Source organism: Streptomyces sp. NPDC008313, assembly GCF_042956125.1.
Lineage (GTDB): Bacteria > Actinomycetota > Actinomycetes > Streptomycetales > Streptomycetaceae > Streptomyces.
Genome location: NZ_JBIBFR010000006.1, coordinates 262546 through 278307 on the forward strand (window position 1 = coordinate 262546; position 15762 = coordinate 278307).

Annotated in this window: 14 protein-coding genes; 10 read left to right on the forward strand and 4 right to left on the reverse strand. The window is 69.8% G+C overall.

Going from position 1 to position 15762, the window contains the following annotated elements; translation table 11 throughout:
• The first annotated feature begins 30 nt into the window (after positions 1–30).
• Positions 31–891: a UbiA family prenyltransferase gene (locus ACFY93_RS11005; RefSeq protein ID WP_391356081.1), complete on the forward strand. Its 861-nt coding sequence runs from the start codon at positions 31–33 to the stop codon at positions 889–891.
• Between the two features lie 89 nt (positions 892–980).
• Here the strand turns inward: ACFY93_RS11005 and ACFY93_RS11010 are convergent, their stop codons facing one another.
• The 4 genes from ACFY93_RS11010 to ACFY93_RS11025 are packed head-to-tail and all read right to left on the reverse strand — an operon-like array spanning position 981 to position 4459.
• The gene (locus ACFY93_RS11010) at positions 981–1583 is read right to left on the reverse strand and encodes a response regulator (RefSeq protein ID WP_391356246.1); all 603 of its coding nucleotides are present in this window, start codon (positions 1581–1583) and stop codon (positions 981–983) included.
• Between the two features lie 7 nt (positions 1584–1590).
• On the reverse strand, positions 1591–2751 hold the full coding sequence (locus ACFY93_RS11015; protein ID WP_391356084.1) for a histidine kinase: 1161 nt from the start codon (positions 2749–2751) through the stop codon (positions 1591–1593).
• A complete protein-coding gene (locus tag ACFY93_RS11020; RefSeq protein WP_391356087.1) occupies positions 2748–3512 on the reverse strand; it encodes an ABC transporter permease in 765 nt (254 codons plus the stop codon). The genes ACFY93_RS11015 and ACFY93_RS11020 overlap by 4 nt, the downstream gene beginning before the upstream one ends.
• Entirely contained in the window at positions 3509–4459 is a 951-nt protein-coding gene (locus ACFY93_RS11025) for an ATP-binding cassette domain-containing protein (RefSeq protein ID WP_391356090.1), read from the reverse strand. The genes ACFY93_RS11020 and ACFY93_RS11025 overlap by 4 nt, the downstream gene beginning before the upstream one ends.
• A 401-nt stretch (positions 4460–4860) precedes the next feature.
• On the opposite strand from ACFY93_RS11025, the gene ACFY93_RS11030 reads away from it, so the two are divergent.
• The 9 genes from ACFY93_RS11030 to ACFY93_RS11070 all read left to right on the forward strand — a co-directional run bounded on the left by ACFY93_RS11030 (position 4861) and on the right by ACFY93_RS11070 (position 15761).
• On the forward strand, positions 4861–5037 hold the full coding sequence (locus tag ACFY93_RS11030) for a hypothetical protein (protein WP_391356093.1): 177 nt from the start codon (positions 4861–4863) through the stop codon (positions 5035–5037).
• Positions 5038–5108: 71 nt separating this feature from the next.
• Entirely contained in the window at positions 5109–5291 is a 183-nt protein-coding gene (locus ACFY93_RS11035; protein ID WP_391356095.1) for a hypothetical protein, read from the forward strand.
• Between the two features lie 195 nt (positions 5292–5486).
• Positions 5487–7319: an alpha/beta fold hydrolase gene (locus tag ACFY93_RS11040; protein WP_391356098.1), complete on the forward strand. Its 1833-nt coding sequence runs from the start codon at positions 5487–5489 to the stop codon at positions 7317–7319.
• A complete protein-coding gene (locus ACFY93_RS11045; RefSeq protein WP_391356100.1) occupies positions 7316–7888 on the forward strand; it encodes a hypothetical protein in 573 nt (190 codons plus the stop codon). Before ACFY93_RS11040 ends, ACFY93_RS11045 begins: the two co-directional genes overlap by 4 nt.
• 147 nt (positions 7889–8035) lie before the next feature.
• On the forward strand, positions 8036–9733 hold the full coding sequence (locus ACFY93_RS11050) for an ABC transporter transmembrane domain-containing protein (RefSeq protein WP_391356103.1): 1698 nt from the start codon (positions 8036–8038) through the stop codon (positions 9731–9733).
• On the forward strand, positions 9730–11223 hold the full coding sequence (locus ACFY93_RS11055; protein ID WP_391356105.1) for an FAD-dependent oxidoreductase: 1494 nt from the start codon (positions 9730–9732) through the stop codon (positions 11221–11223). The genes ACFY93_RS11050 and ACFY93_RS11055 overlap by 4 nt, the downstream gene beginning before the upstream one ends.
• Entirely contained in the window at positions 11220–12539 is a 1320-nt protein-coding gene (locus ACFY93_RS11060; RefSeq protein ID WP_391356107.1) for an FAD-dependent oxidoreductase, read from the forward strand. The genes ACFY93_RS11055 and ACFY93_RS11060 overlap by 4 nt, the downstream gene beginning before the upstream one ends.
• Positions 12536–14089 carry an MFS transporter gene (locus ACFY93_RS11065; protein WP_391356110.1) on the forward strand — a complete coding sequence of 518 codons (1554 nt, stop codon included), beginning with the start codon at positions 12536–12538 and terminating at the stop codon, positions 14087–14089. Before ACFY93_RS11060 ends, ACFY93_RS11065 begins: the two co-directional genes overlap by 4 nt.
• A gap of 223 nt (positions 14090–14312) precedes the next feature.
• Positions 14313–15761 carry an FAD-dependent oxidoreductase gene (locus ACFY93_RS11070; protein ID WP_391356113.1) on the forward strand — a complete coding sequence of 483 codons (1449 nt, stop codon included), beginning with the start codon at positions 14313–14315 and terminating at the stop codon, positions 15759–15761.
• Position 15762 lies beyond the last annotated feature (1 nt).

The following is a 15762-nucleotide window of genomic DNA, read 5'->3' on the forward strand; positions in this document are numbered from 1 at the left end:
TTGCCTGTTCTGCCCGATTATCTTGCCTTTGTGTCTCTACACCTCTCCGATGCCCTCGCACGCACGACACACCGTGCCCCGGCGCTGATGCGCTCCTGCCACCTGGAGCCGGCGGTCGCGGTGACCGTGTTCGTGACCGCGCTGGCCGTGGCGGCGGGCCGCGGGGGAGCGGGTTCGACGGCGGTGTTCGCGGCCGTGCTGGCCGGCCAGCTCTCGGTGGGCTGGTGCAACGACGCGGCCGACGCCCGGCGCGACACGGTCTGCGGGCGCACGGACAAGCCGGTGGCCACCGGTGAACTCTCGCCCCGCGCGGCGGCTGTCGCGGCGGGGGCGGCTCTGGGGCTGTGCGTGCCGCTGTCGCTGTTGAGCGGCGTCACCGCGGGAATGGCGCATCTGGGCATGGTGGCCGCGGGCTGGACCTACAATCTGGTGTTCAAGCGCACGGCGTTCTCGCCGCTGCCCTACGCCGTGGCCTTCGGCTCCCTGCCCGCCTTCATCACCCTCGGCCTTCCGTCACCGTCCTGGCCTGCCTGGTGGGCTGTGGTGGCCGGGGCGTTGCTGGGCGTGGGGGCGCACGTGGCCAACGTCCTTCCCGACATCGAGGGCGATCTCGCGACCGGTGTGCGCGGGCTGCCGCAGCGGCTGGGCCGCACAGCCTGCCGGTGGCTGGCCCCGTCCTTGATGCTGGCGGCCGTGGGTGTGCTGGTCATGGGTCCGACCGGAGCGGTGGGGGGCTGGGGCTGGGTACTGGCGGTGGCGGCCGGGACCGTCGCGGTCGCGGGCCCGGCCGCGCCGTCGGGCGTCTCGAACCGGTGGCCGTTCCGGGCGGCGATCGTGGTGGCGGGCATGGCTGTGGCTCAACTGCTCCTGCGGGGTTCGGACATGGCCTGAGCAGCCCGGCTCGCCCAGCCGAAGGTGAGGAGGGAGGCCCGGCGGCCCGCGTCCGTCCCCCTGATGCCGTGTCCATCTCGCGGGCCTGTTCAGATCCATCCGCGTGCCTGTGCTTCGTGAACGGCCTCGTGGCGGTTGCTGAGTCCGAGCTTGCTGGTGGCACTGGACAGGTAGTTGCGCACCGTACCCGGCGTGAGCACGGCGCGCTCGGCGATATCGGCTATCGGGGCGCCGTCGGCCGCCAGGGACAACAGGTCCGTCTCCCGCCGGGTCAGCGGGGATTCCCCGACGCTGATCGCTTCGGCTGCGAGCGAGGGCTCGATGTAGCGGACTCCCCGGTACAGCGTGCGGATGATGTCCGCCAGGTCGCTGGCGGACAGTGTCTTGGACGAGAACCCGGCGGCGCCGGCGGCCAGCGCGCGCTTGAGATAGCCGGGCAGCCCGTGGCTGGTGACGATGATGCACCGGCAATGCGGCAGCTTCGACGACAGGGCCTCGGTGATGGCGATCCCGTCCGCACCGGGCAGGAGCAGATCCAGAACGGCGACGTCAGGGTGGTGTTCGAGGGCCAGGTCCACCGCCTCTCTGCCGTCGCCCGCCTGGGCCACGACATCGATGTCCTCCTCGTAGGAGAGCAGGGCTGCGAGGGCTCCACGGATGAGGTGTTCGTCTTCGGCGAGCAGAACTCTGATCAATGACTCAGTCCTTGCAGTAGGGGATGACTGCGGTGAGACGGTAGGTGTCCTTCGGCCCCGCACCGTGCGTGACGGTGCCGCCGAGGGCGCCGATGCGGTGTGTGAGCCCGGCAAGTCCGGTTCCTCCTGTGCGGGGGACCTTTTCGAGGGGGCGGTCGTTGGTGATGACCATCGTCAGCCGGCCACCGGCCGCTGTGATGCGGATGGTGCAGGAGCGGGCGCGCGAGTGCCGGATCACGTTGGTGACCCCCTCACGGATGACCCAGCCCAGGGCCACATGTTTGTCCACGCCGAGATGTGTGTCCACCGTGTTGTGGTGGACACGGCAGGCGATGCCGGCGGACTCCAGTACCGCGGCGGCGCCGTCGAGTTCGGTGGCGAGGTCCGTGGTGTGGGAGCCGCGGACGACATCGCGCACCTCCCGCTGCGACTCGCGCGTGATGTGCTGAATTTCCGTCAACTCCGCGTGGGCGCCGGGGTTGCTCTCCGTCAGTCGTGCGCCGAGTTCGCTCTTGAAGGCAATGATCGCCAGGTTCCGGCCGAGTACGTCGTGTACGTCGCGGGCGATCCTCAGGCGCTCCTCGGCGACCGCGAGGCGGCTCTCCGTCTGCCGAGCGGCGTCGAGGCGGCGCATGACCGCCAGGGACCACAGCGACGAATGCACGCCGAGCCCGGCCGCGCCCCAGACCGCTACCGTCGCCACCACGGAGATCTTCCATACGGACGGCTCGATGGTCACGCACGCGACCCCGGCGGCGACGCCGCAGGCCAACGAGGCCGGCCAGCGCTCGGTGGCCCACACCGAGGCGAGCGGAATCACCGCCACCGCCCCGGTGAAGGCGGCTCCGACGGGCCGCAGCCAGCCGGCCGGCCCCGCCGCGTAGGCGATGGCCACGAGCTGCCCCGCGCACATGAGGGTCACCGACGCGGTGACGGCGATGGGCGGCCTGCGCAGTGACGCCAGGGCGACCGTCGCCGTGACGGCCTGCGCGAGATAGAGGACACCGGCGCCCCAGACCAGGGGAACGGCGGAGTGGGGGACGCTGAGATGAGTGACGATGGGGCGACCGAGCACGAAGATCAGCAGCCAGGGCACACAGCACAGCACCACCCGGGAAACCCGGGTGAACTGCTGGACGGGAGAAAGAGACCGGCTGTGTCTCATGTCCGTGGTTCCCACCGGAAGTGCCGGCGCGCCGCCCAGGCGGTGAGCGCGATCCAGGCCAGCAGCGTGAGCGTACGCACGCAGGCGTCCGTGAGCGACATGGAACCGGTCCACCCGGAGCGCACCAGATCGGTCACCGGTGTCAGCGGGAGGAACCGGAAGACCTCCTGGACTCCGTGCGGCAGGATCTCCAGCGGTACATATGTGCCGGAGGTCAGCGGCAGGAGGAACATCCCCGGCAGCACTGCGATCTGGGCGTTTTCCGCGGTCCTGGCCAGTACGGTGGTGAGCGCCGCCAGCGCGGCGATCAACACGGTGCCGAGCACGATCCCGGTGACCGCGAGGAACGGTGCGGCGGGCACCCCGGTGCCGGCCACCACCGTGATGCCGGCCGAGATGATGAGGAACTGGAGGGGCACGGCGGTCACCACCGGCAGCGCGGCGCCCAGCAGGATGGTGAAGTCCTCGGCCTCACCGCTCCGCAGCCGCTTCAGGATCAGCTGTTCCCGCCGCATGACATAGATGGCGGTCAGTGGTGCGTACAGCCCCATGAGAAGGATGATGCCCGCTGCCGAGGAGATCATGACCGGCCCCATGGCGAGACCGGCGCCGGAGAGGTCGAACTGATCCAGGATCACCTTCATGGTGAAGACCAGCATCAGCGGCACGAGAAGTGCGCTGACGAGGTTCGCCTTGCTGCGCATGAAGAGGGTCAGTTCCGCCCGGCCGAGCCCGGCCAGGTGCGTGGCGGTACGGCTCATGTCAGCACATCCTCGGTGGTGTCGGACTGGGCGATGTGCAAGAACGCCTCTTCCAAAGACGCGGAACGGGCGTGCAGTCCATCCAGCGCGATCCCTCGTTCCCGGGCCCACATCAGGGCTTGGGTCGCGGTGAACTGCAGGTCATCGGTGGTCAGATGAACGGTTCCCTCCCTCTCCTCCATGCTCGTGGCGCCCAACGGCGGCAGGTCGGCGCCGGTGACACCGGCCGGGAGGCCGAAGAACAGGGACGAGGGGTGGGTGGAGACGATGTCGGCTGTCGTCCCCGACGTGGTGATCCGCCCGCGATGCATGATCGCCAGATGGTCGGCGAGCCGCTCGGCCTCGTCCAGGTAGTGCGTCGTCAGCACGATGGTGGTGTCCTGGCTCTGCAGCTCGCGGATGAGGTCCCAGGTCTCCCGGCGCCCCTCCGGGTCCATGCCGGCCGTGGGTTCGTCCAGGAAGAGAAGCTCGGGCGAACCGAGCACCGCCAGGGCCAGGTTCAGCCGGCGCTTCTCGCCGCCCGACAGGTTCTTGACCAGCGTGCCGCCGCGGGACGTCAGCCCGGTCAGGGCTATCGCCTCACCGACCGGGCGCGGGTCGGTGGTGCAGGCCGCCCACATGCGAACCGTCTCCACGACGGTGAGATCGGCGGCGAAGCCACCTTCTTGGAGCATGACCCCGGTGCGCGGACGGACGCGGGAGCGGTCACGCAGCGGCTCGTAGGCACCGAACAGCCGGATGTCGCCTCGGGAGGGCCGGGCGTGCCCTTCGAGCAGTTCGATGGTGGAGGTCTTGCCGGCCCCGTTGGTGCCCAGGAGCGCGAACAGTTCACCCCTGCCGACGCTGAAGGAGACGCCTCGCACGGCGTCGAAGCCGTGCTCCGCGGTCCCGTACCTACGCCAGAGGTCCGTGACGTCGATCACATTTTCCGAACTCTGCTGATCCATACCAGTGATCCTTTCAATGCGTGCAGTGGGATCCCAGTGAGACGTGTCATGTCCTGAGGTGACGGATGTCATGACGCCGCTCCGGCCGCCGTCACAAGCGGAAATACTCAGTCCGCATCCACGGCATAGACGGCGCACGAAGAGCAGTTCTAATATTCGGGACGCGGCGGGCAGGATGTTCCCGGCGGCTTATCCGTAACAGTTCCGGCACCCCACGGAGAAAGCCTCCGGACAATATCACTTCGGTTGGATTCACTACCCATGAGCCACTTCGGAAATCATGGAAGCGCGGGTATGCGCAAGGTGACCGGATGTCATGCATTCTGGGTTGTATTGATGTTCCGAGTGCGTCCTGCATCGCTGCCGGAAGAATCTGTCAGCAATTCGAGAGGGAGACAGTCATGAACAACGTGGAGTCGTTCGTCAATTCGACGCTCGTGCGTCCCATCGCCGAGCAGCCGGCCCAGGTCATGACCGACCAGAGCCCCGTCATGACGGTCGTGGCGCTCGGTGCCGCGGCCGTGGCGGGAGGCGCCGCCGTTGTCGGTGCCTACGCGCTCGGCAAGGCCGTCGGCTGACGGTCGTCACGCTTCCCGTTCGGAACATCTCGTTCCGGACTCCCATGCAGAATTCGCCAGGAGGAGCAGCTGTGAACAACGTGGAGTCGTTCGTCAATTGGACGCTCGTGCGTCCCATCGCCGAGCAGCCGGCCCAGGTCATGACCGACCAGGACCCCGTCATGACCGTCGTGGCGACCGCCGCGGCCTTCGCGGGCGGCGTCGCGGTCTGCGGCGCCCTGGTCGCCGCCTACGACGCCGGCGCCAACGGCTGACACCGGTTCCGACTGGTCTTCAGCCGGTCACCCACGTGCTGCCGGGCCGGGACCGGTGCCGGCCCGGCAGCACGGCGACGCGAGGACGCGGAGGTCCAGGCGTCCGAGAGCACGGAAGGCCCCCTGCGGAAGGACAGTGGAGATCTCATGAGATTGCCCGGAAGGATTGCTGCGGCTGCCTTCAGACCCTGGCCGGTGTCCCGCGGCGGAGCGATCGCCGCCGGTGAACGCCTCGCCGCCGCCACGACGCTGACTTCTTCCCTGGAGTACCTCACCCAGCGGCATCAGTTGCGCAGCGGCGGCCTCAACGACTGGCGGGTCGTCAAGGACGTCCAGAGCAAATCGACACCGCTGACCCGCAAACTCCTCGATCTGGTCAGCGACGAGCGGACCACGACCGCGGTGCACGCCGCTCGTGCCCTGGTCAGTGCGGGCATGCTGCTGCCGGGCCGCAGCCGGTGGCGTGGTGCCGGCAGTCTCTTCCTGGGCGCGAGCACCGCGCTGCTCTACCCCAGGCACCGCTACGGAACCGACGGCTCCGACCAGGTGTCCGTTCTCGTGCAGACGGCCGTCGGCGTAGCCAGGCTGTCCACAAGTCCCCAGGTCAAGGACGCGGCACTGTGGTACATCGCCCTGCAGTCGAACACCTCCTACCTGGTGTCCGGGTGGGTCAAGCTCATCGGCCCCTCCTGGCGTGACGCGAGCGCCCTGCGCGGAGTGATGCGGACCAGGACGTACGGCCACGAGGGCGCCTTCGAACTCACCCGCGCCTATCCGAGGGCCGCCCGCTGGGTCGCCCATGGGGTGCTCGCGCTCGAATGCCTCTTCCCGGTGGCCTACCTGGGCGGCGGCAGGCTGGTACGCCCCGTCGTCGTGAGTGCGGCCGCCTTTCACGTCACCAACGGCTTCGCGATGGGTCTCGGACGTTTCGTCACCGCGTTCACCGCGATGCACCCGGCCGTCGCCTACACGGCCGCGCCCAAGAGCCACCCGGCGGTGGCGGACCGCGACGACCGCGCCCTCGCGGTCGCGGGTGCCGCGCTGGCGCTGGCCGCCTCGGCGGCCGGTGTGGTGGCCGTGCAGCGCAGGCTGCGGTCCAGGGAGGGCTGGCCCACCTCCCTCACCATGACGACCCGTCAGGGCAACGAACTGCAATACGAGGTGATGGCGCCCGGCAGCCCCGGCCGGCCCGTGGTGGTCTTCTGCAACGGCCTGGGTACCTCGTCCGAGTACTTCTCGTGGATCAGCGAACATCTCGCCCGGAAGTCCGGTTACGGTGTCATCACCTTCGCCCGGGCCGGATACGCGGGCAGCAGCAGGCGCAGCACCGAGCCCTACCGGCTGAACGAATCCGTCGACGACCTGGTCGACCTGGTTCACGGCGCGGTCGCTTCCGACCGCAAGGTGGTCCTCGTCGGGCACTCCCTCGGGGGTGAACTGTGCCGGCGTGCCGCGACGCGTATCGGCAGCCGCCTGCACAGCGTCGTGTACCTGGACTCCTCGCACCCGGCCGAGCTGAACCGCTCGGAACAGCAGGGTGAGGCGGCGAAGCGGCTGCGTGAGTCACTGACGTTGATGGTGTGGTCGCTGCGTCTGGGCATGGGGGCCCTGATGAGCCGGCCCGAGTGGCTGGACTCCCTGCCGGAGCACTACCGGCTGCGGGCCTTCGCCCAGTACAGCGACCTGCGCACCTGGGTGGCGGCCCGGCGCGAGTGGCTCGCGGTCGAGAAGGACTTCCGCGCCTTCAGCGGGGACCTCACCCCCATCGACGCGCCCGCGCTGATGATCTCCGCCCAGCAGACCACTGACCGCGACCCCGAACAGCTGCTGATGCACCACGAACTCGCCCAGGCGCACCGCGGTGACGGCCGCCGCGTCGAGACGGTGGTGATGGAGGGCGCGAACCACGAGGGGCTGCTGGTGAAGGCCGAGTACGCGGCCGACGTGGCCTCCCGGATCGTCGGCTTCCTCGACGCCGTGACCGGGGACGTCAGCGCATCCGACACGTTGGAGGGGCAGACCCGATGAGGACCGGAAGACGCGCCCAGAACCTCTTCACCGGACCGGGCAGCACCGTCCGCATCCTCGGCGCGGTGATGCTGGCGTGCACCGTGGCCACCCAGCACCCCAATCCCGCGTTCAACCGCTTGCAGCGCAAGGACACCCTGTCCCTCCTGCCGAACTGGCGGTTCTTCGCACCGACTCCCGCGATGCACGACCACCACCTGCTGTACCGCACGCTCGACGAGAGCGGCGAGACGTCCGTGTGGCGGGACATAGACGTGATCGCCGGACGGAAGATGAGCCAGGTCGTCTGGTTCGCCACCCGGCGCCAGGAAAAGGCCGTATTCGACGTCTGCGCCGAAATTCTCCGGTCGCTCGACAAGGGCTTCGACTACGTGGTGAACCTCCCGGCATATCGCGTACTCGTCGGCTACATAAGGCAGCGGATGGTCGTCGACGGATTCGGTGACGCCGAGGGCTTCCAGTTCACACTCGTCCGCGCTGCGGGATACGACGATGCGGAGGAGCCGGCTGCTCTCTTCATATCACCGTATGCCCGGCTGAAAAACCATGCGGACTCGCTGCATAGGTAGGAAATGGAAAGGGCGGCACCATGACGACGAGCCAGATCATTTTCGGGATCTCCATTCTGATGATCCTCATCATCCTGTACGTGGTATTCAAGAGTCGTTAGGGGTGCATTTGATATGACGGTTCGCGAAATAGCGAGACGGCACCTGATGACTCTGGTGACCGGAATCCTTCTGGGGCTGCTCGGGGCCGCCGCCTCGCTGGCGCAGCCCATGCTGATCGGCCGGCTGATCACGGCAGTCGCCACGCACGCCTCTCTGGTGTGGCCGTTGATCTTCATAGTCGCCCTCTTCTGTGCCGACGCCGCCCTGTCCGGGACGCACGCGTACCTGATCGGAAGGGCCGGCGAGAACATCGTGTACGACATGCGCTGCGGGCTCACGGCCAGGCTGCTGCGCTCCGACATGTCGGCGTTCCGGCGGCTCGACCACGGCGATGTGTTCACGCGGATGGTCACCGACACCTCCCTGGCTCGCGTCTCGCTCTCCCAGTCGCTGGCCCAGATCGTCACCTCGACGTTCATGGTGGCGGGTGGCCTGACGCTCATGGGGTGGCTCGACTGGCGGTTGCTGGTGGTGACGGTCTGCTGCCTCGGAGCGGCCAGCGTGTGCTCCCTGCTCATGGCCCGTCAGGTCAGGCGGGCCGCGGTACGCAACCGGGAGGACACCGGCGTATTCGGCTCCAGGCTGCAGCGGGTCATGGGAGCGATGAGCACGGTCAAGGCGTCCCGCGCCGAGCAGCGGGAGACCGATGACGTCAGCGGGGTCGCGGACCTCGCGCGCCGTTCCGGAATCCGGGTCAGTGCCCTGTCGGCCATGCTCACCCCCAGCATCAACGTCGGGACCCAGATATCGCTCGCCGCCGTGGTCGGATGGGGCATGTCACGGGTGGCGACCGGTGCGATGACGATGGCGGATCTGACCGCGTTCGTGATGTACCTGTTCTACCTGGTCTCGCCGCTCGCACTGCTCTTCATGTCCATCGGGCAGTTCCAGCAGGGCCGCGCGGCGATCAGCCGCGTGGACGAACTGGCCTCGATCGAGCAGGAGGAGACGGTCGCCCCACCGCCCGTCCGCACCCGGCCCGGGCCGGCCGTCACTTTCGAGCACGTCTCGTTCGGCTACGGGGACGCGGCCGCGGACCCCGTCATCGACGATGTGTCGTTCTCCGTGCCGGAGCGCGGGGTGACCGCGGTCGTCGGCCTGTCAGGTGCGGGCAAGACCACGCTCTTCCAGCTCATCGAACGATTCCACCGTCCGTGGCAGGGCACCGTCCGGCTGGGCGGGGTCGACCTGGCGCACCTGCCGCTGGAGCAGATACGGACGACCGTCGGCTACGTAGAACAGCACAACGCGCTGCTACGGGGCACCGTCCGGGACAACCTGACCTACGCCCGTCCGGACGCCGACGACGCCGCCATCGCCAGGGCCGTCGAACTGGCAGCCCTCAGCGATGTCATCGAACGGCTGCCCGGCGGCCTCGACACCGAACTCGGCGAACTCGGCTCCGGTGTGTCCGGCGGAGAGCGACAGCGTCTGTCCATCGCCCGGACCCTCCTGCAGCGTCCACGCGTGGTTCTGCTCGACGAGGCCACCGCGCATCTGGACAGCGACGCGGAGACCCGGCTCCGCGAGAGCATCGACGGCATGGCGCGCGAGTGCGCCGTCGTCGTCATCGCGCACCGCATCTCGACGGTCATGGCGGCCGACCAGATCATCGTCATCGAGGACGGCCGAGTCCGCGCCACGGGGAGTCACCCCGAACTCCTGGCGTCCGACGGCCTGTACAGCAGGCTGGCCACCCAGCAGCTCACACCCGCACCGATGCCGGCGCGGGCCGCCGGGTGAGCCGCGCCGACGCGGCTGTCGTGGGCACCGGCCCCAACGGACTGTCCGCCGCCGTGACGCTGGCCCGCGCCGGGCTGACGGTGGACCTGTTCGAGTCCGCCGACACGGTGGGCGGCGGGCTGCGCAGCGAGCCGCTGTTCGACAGGGACATCGACCACGACATCTGCTCGGCGGTCCATCCCATGGCCCCCGCCTCACGGTTCTTCCGCGAATTCGACCTCGCCGCGCACGGCGTGCACCTGATCGAACCCGAGATCCCTTACGCACACCCGCTCGACGCGGGACGGGCCGGCCTCGTCCACCACGATCTCGACGCCACCGTCGAGCGGCTCGGCGTCGACGGAACGCGATGGCGCCGGCTCATGGCGCCGCTGGTCGAGCACAGCCGCGGGGTCGTCGACCTGATGCTCTCCGGACAACGGTCCCTCCCGTCGGACGTTCCGGCCGCGCTGGCCCTGGCCGGACGCGTACTGCGCCATGGCACGCGCCTCACCACACGATTGGCGTTCAGCACCGAGGAGGCCCGGTCCCTGCTCACCGGAGTGGCCGCGCACGCCGTCGGAAAGCTGCCCAGTCACAGCGCGGCGGCGGTCGCCATGCTGCTGGGCCACCTCGCGCACAGCAGCGGTTGGTGCGTGCCCCGCGGCGGCAGCGCGCGTATCGCCGACGCCCTGACGGCCGACCTCCTCGCGCATGGCTGCACCTTTCACACCCGGCACGAGGTGCACCGCCTCACCGAACTGGCCGGCTACCCGATCGTGCTCCTCGACATCAGCGCCCGCGGCCTGCTCACCCTCGCCGGGGACGCGCTGCCCGTGCGCTACGCGCGCAGCCTCGCCAGGTTCCGCTACGGGCCGGGCGCGGCGAAGGCCGACTTCCTCGTGTCCGGCCCGATCCCGTGGGCCAATCCCGAGGTCGGCGGGGCCGGGACCGTGCACATCGGCGGTGACCAGGCGGCCATGTTCCGACAGGAGACGCTGACCCAACAGGGCGTCGCCACCGGCGAACCGTTCGTCCTCGTCGTCGATCCGGCCGTCAACGACCCTGGCCGCGCCCGCCCGGGCAAGCGGCCGGTCTGGGCGTACGCCCACGTCCCCCACGGTGACACCCGCGACCCGCTGCGTCTCGTCCAAGGCCGCATCGAACGGTACGCGCCCGGCTTCACCGACACGGTCATCGCCGCCCGGGGCGTCTCGGCGGCGGAGTACGAGAAGTACAACCCCAACTACGTCGGCGGCGACATCGGGTCCGGCGCCATGAACCTGTACCAGGCCGTGGCCCGCCCGGCCCCCCGGCTCGATCCCTACCGCACCCCGCTGCCGGGGGTGTACCTGTGCTCGGCCTCCACGCCGCCGGGCCCCGGCGTGCACGGCATGTGCGGCTATCTCGCCGCCCGCTCCGCGCTCCGCCGCGAACACGGCATACGGACGGCACCCGACCTCTCTCCGTCCCTGACGGAGAAGATCCCCTACGAGAGGAAGTCCCGATGACTCACGCCGGCTCGACGACGGACTACGACGCAGTGGTGGTCGGTGGCGGACCGACCGGAGCCACCACGGCCGGTCTGCTGGCCCAGGCGGGCCACCGGGTGCTGGTGCTGGAACGCGAGAGGTTCCCGCGCTTCCACATCGGGGAGTCGATGATCACCGGCATGCTCAGTGTCATCGAACAGCTGGGTCTCACAGAGCGCCTCGACGCGATGGGCTTCGAGCGCAAATACGGCATCAGCCTGGTGTGGGGGCGCGAACGGGGCCTGTGGAGCGTCAGTTTCCGCGAGGCGGGCGCGTACGAGTACTCGTACCACGTACACCGTGACCGGTTCGACGAGCTGTTGCTCGACCGGGCCGCCGAACTGGGCTGCGTGGTCGAGCAGGAAGCCACCGTGCGCGAGGCGATCGTCGTGGACGGCCGGGTGACCGGCGTGCGGTACACCAAGGACGGGGAGCTGCGCGAGGCGACCGCCCGCATCGTCGTGGACGCGTCCGGACAGGCCAGGACCATCGCCCGCCGCTTCACCGAGGTGGACTGGAACGGACAGCTGCGCAACCTCGCCATCGGGCGGTACTACACCGGTTGCAAGCGCATGGAGGGCGACGCACACGGCAACATCATGGTGGAGAAGGTCGGCAACGACGACGGCTGGTTCTGGGGAATTCCGCTCGGCGAGTCCCTGCTGAGCGTCGGCTATGTCGCGCCGACCGAGGACATCCGCCTCGAAGGCCTCGACCACGCCGAGCTCTTCGAGAAGAAGCTCGCGCAGACCACGTACATGCGTGACCTGCTGGCGCCGGGGACCCCGAGCAGCGACTTCCGCACCAGCAGGGACTGGTCGTACATGTCCCGCGAGTTCTACGGACCCGGGTGGGTGACGGTGGGCGACGCCTCCTGCTTCATCGACCCGCTGCTGTCCAGCGGCGTCTGCCTGGGCATGCTGTGCGCGGTGCCGCTGGCCCAGGCCATCGGGATCTACCTCAAGGACCCCGGCCAGGAGGAGCGCGTCTTCAGCCGGTACGCCGCGGGAAGCCGGGACTTCGCCGAGGCCATTCTCGACTATGTGCTGTTCTTCTACGATCAGCAGCGCGACCGCGAGGACTACTTCGAGCGTGCGGCGGCCATCGCCAACTCCGAGGTCTTCCGTTCCCCCCGTAAGGGATTCGTCGCTCTCATATCCGGGATCGCCGGCATGGGACCGATCTTCACCATGGAGGAGACCGGGACGTCCGAGACCGGGACGTCCGAGGCCGGAGTGTCCGCGGCCGACGTCCCGAGCGCCGGAGAGGCGCTCGCCGCACCCGGGGGCCTGTGACCGTGGGCGCAGTCGGCCGCGAGACTCCGGCGGCCACCCGGCCCGCCCGGCCGTTCATCCCGAGGCCCTTTCTCTTCTGGGCGGGTGTGGTCCTCACCTGCGCCGGGGTCGGCGAGCACGTGTGGATGTTCGCAGCCGCCGCGCCCATGCACTTCAAAGTGTCGATGATGCCCATGGACCCGTTCATGTGGGCCGCCATGGCGGCCATCACGGTCGGTGTGCTCGCCTCGGGATGGGCACTGGTGCCGGGCGGCCGGGTCGACGGAGTCGGGACCGTCGCGGCCGGCGCGCCCCGCACCGGTCCCACCGTCTCCAGGCGGCGGGTGATCGCAATCCTGTCCTTCGCGTTGATGGTGGACCAGATGAAGCCCGCCACCCTGGCCTTCATCGAGCCCGGGATGCGCGCCGAGTACGGCCTGTCGGCGTCCCGGGTGGCATGGCTGCCGGCCATCGCGCTGACGGGCACGGTCGTCGGATCGCTGGTGTGGGGGCGCGCGGCGGATCGCGTCGGCCGCAGGGCGACCATCCTCACCGCGTCCCTGCTGTTCCTCGGCACCACCGTGTGCGGAGCGATGCCGACCTTCGGCGGAACCCTGGTCATGTGCTTTCTCATGGGCCTGGCGGCCGGCGGCATGCTGCCGGTCGTCTACGCGCTGATGACCGAGACGCTGCCGCCGGGACGGCGCGCCTTCGTCATGGTGATGCAGGCCGGACTCACCACCACCGGCGGCTACATGGCCGCCTCCGGCCTTGCCGCCGTGCTCATTCCGCTCGCCGGCTGGCGGGTGCTGTGGTTCGCCCAACTGCCGCTGGTGCTGGTGCTGATCGGCCTGAACCACTGGATACCGGAGTCGGCCGCATACACCCTTTCCCGGGGACGCCCACAGCCTCCGCCGATGTCCGCGCTGCTGCGGCGCCCGCACACCGGCCGGACTCTGATCGTCAGCGGGTACGCGCTCGCCTGGGGCCTGGTCTACTGGGGCTTCGTCACCTTCCTCCCCACGCTCCTCGACGATTCCGGGCAGCACGGCGGCATGTCCGCGGCCACACTGCTCTTCCTGTCGTCCCTGCTGTCCGTCCCGACCTGCGTGATCGCCTCCTGGCTGTACGCCCGTTGGTCCGCCAGGGGCACCATGGTCGTCTACGCGGCCGTCACGGCCGGTGCCCTCGTGGCGGTCGCGGTGGTGGGCCCGTCGGGCGGCCGCTTCGCGACGCTCGCAGCGGTGATGGGACTGCTCGTCGGCACCTCGGGGGTCATCGCCCTCCTCGGCCCGTACACCGCGGAGATCTATCCGACCGCCATCCGCGGGACCGCCGGGGGCTGGGCAGCGGCGGTCAGCAAGTCGGGCGGCGCCTTCGGGCCGCCGCTGATCGCCGCCCTGCTGTCCGCGAGCGGCCTGCGCACCACCGCGCTGCTGACCGCCCTGCCCATGGTCGTGGCCGCCGTGGCAGTGGCCGTGCGCGGCAGCGACCCGTCTGCCGGGAGCCGCGCCGAACCGGCCGCCGCCACCATCACCGACGGCCGCCGGGAGACGGCTGGGGTCCGGTGACCTCGTCCGTGGCGTAGCCGAGGGCAGCGGAGGAGGCGGGCCGGACGGCCGTGAGCCGCGGGCCGCTCCGCCCGGCCGGGCTCCGCAAAGGTGGGCCGGCCGAAACATGGCCCCGGCGGCAGGTGGTAGACGAGCAAAGAGCACCGGAGGGACTCGTGTTCGGCCATCGCACCACCGCACCACAGAGCCGTCGAACCCTCGGACTACGGAAACGGAGCACGCCATGCGGGAAGCCACCCAGACGGAAGTACGCCGTGCTTTCGACAGCGGACTGCCGGGGCTGCGGCCCCCGCGGTCCGCCGTCGTCGTCGGCGCCGGACTCGCCGGGCTGGCCGTCGCCCACGAACTCGCCGCTCGGGACTGCGAGGTGACGGTCCTGGAAGCGTCCGAACGGCCCGGTGGGCGCGCGTACACGTTACGGGCGCCGTTCGCCGACGGGCTGCACGCCGAGGCCGGCGCGATGACGCTCACCCCGCACTGCCACTACGCCATGCACTACCTGCGGGAACTCGGCGTCGAGACGGAGACCGCCGACCTCTTCGACACCACGTTCTCCTACTTCGCGAAGGGCCGCTTCTTCACCCCCGACCCGGGGTCGGTGGCGGGCGCGGGGCTGGACCTGCACCCGCACGAGAAGGACCTCGGCGTCGGGGGCATGATCGAGCGGTACGTCTCGGCCGTCAGCGACGGCCTCCAGCCCGACCTCAACGCCCCCGACTGGGCGGTCACCCAGCGCCTCGCCCCCTACGACCACCTGTCCGTGCACGAGGTCCTCACCGACCGGGGCGCCTCGCAGGCGGCCATCGACCTCATGGAACCCCTCTTCCTGGAGATGCGCGGCGGCGACCTCAAGACGGCGTCCGCGCTGTCCTGGCTGCGCCACGAGGCGAGTCCGCACTCGCTGAGCAGCGCCGACCCCCGCTGGGCCAAGGTGAAGGACGGCACCGACCGCTTCCCGCAGGCCTTCGCCGAGCGCCTCAAGAGCCGGATCCACTACCGCCGTCCCGTGGTCCGCGTCGAACAGGACGCGGAGCGGGCCCGGGTCGTCTTCCTCTCCCACGGCCGCATGGAGACCCTCGAGGCCGAACGGGTCGTCGTCACCGTCCCGTTCAGCGCGATCCGGCACATCGACTTCACCGACGCGGGCCTCACCGACGCCAAGCACGACGTGATGCGCCGGGTGAAGTACTCCTCCGTCGTGCGGGTCTACCTCCAGATGCGCCGCCAGTTCTGGCCGCAGCGCAACGCCAGCTTCTCCACCGACCTGCCCATACGGTGGATACGCGACGCCACGCCCCAGCTCCCGGGCCCCCGCAAGATCCTGGAGTGCCTCATGACGGGATGGCGGGCACGGGCGGTGTCGGTCATGACCGAGGAGGAGCGCTTGAACTTCGTGCTCGCCGAGGTCGAACGGATGCTGCCGGGCGCCCGCGACCACTTCGAGACCGGCACGTCCGTCTGCTGGGACCAACGCCCGTACGCCGAGGGCGCGTACATCCTCCCCGAGCGCGGGCACAGCGCCCTGATGCCGGTGATCCGCAGGCCCGAGGGGCGGATCCACTTCGCCGGTGACCACGCCGGGTTCGAACCCAACGGCGGCTCGATGACCTTCGCCCTGGAGTCTGCGGCCCGCACCCTCGTGGAACTCGGTGCGGTGGCCGACGCGTCCTGAA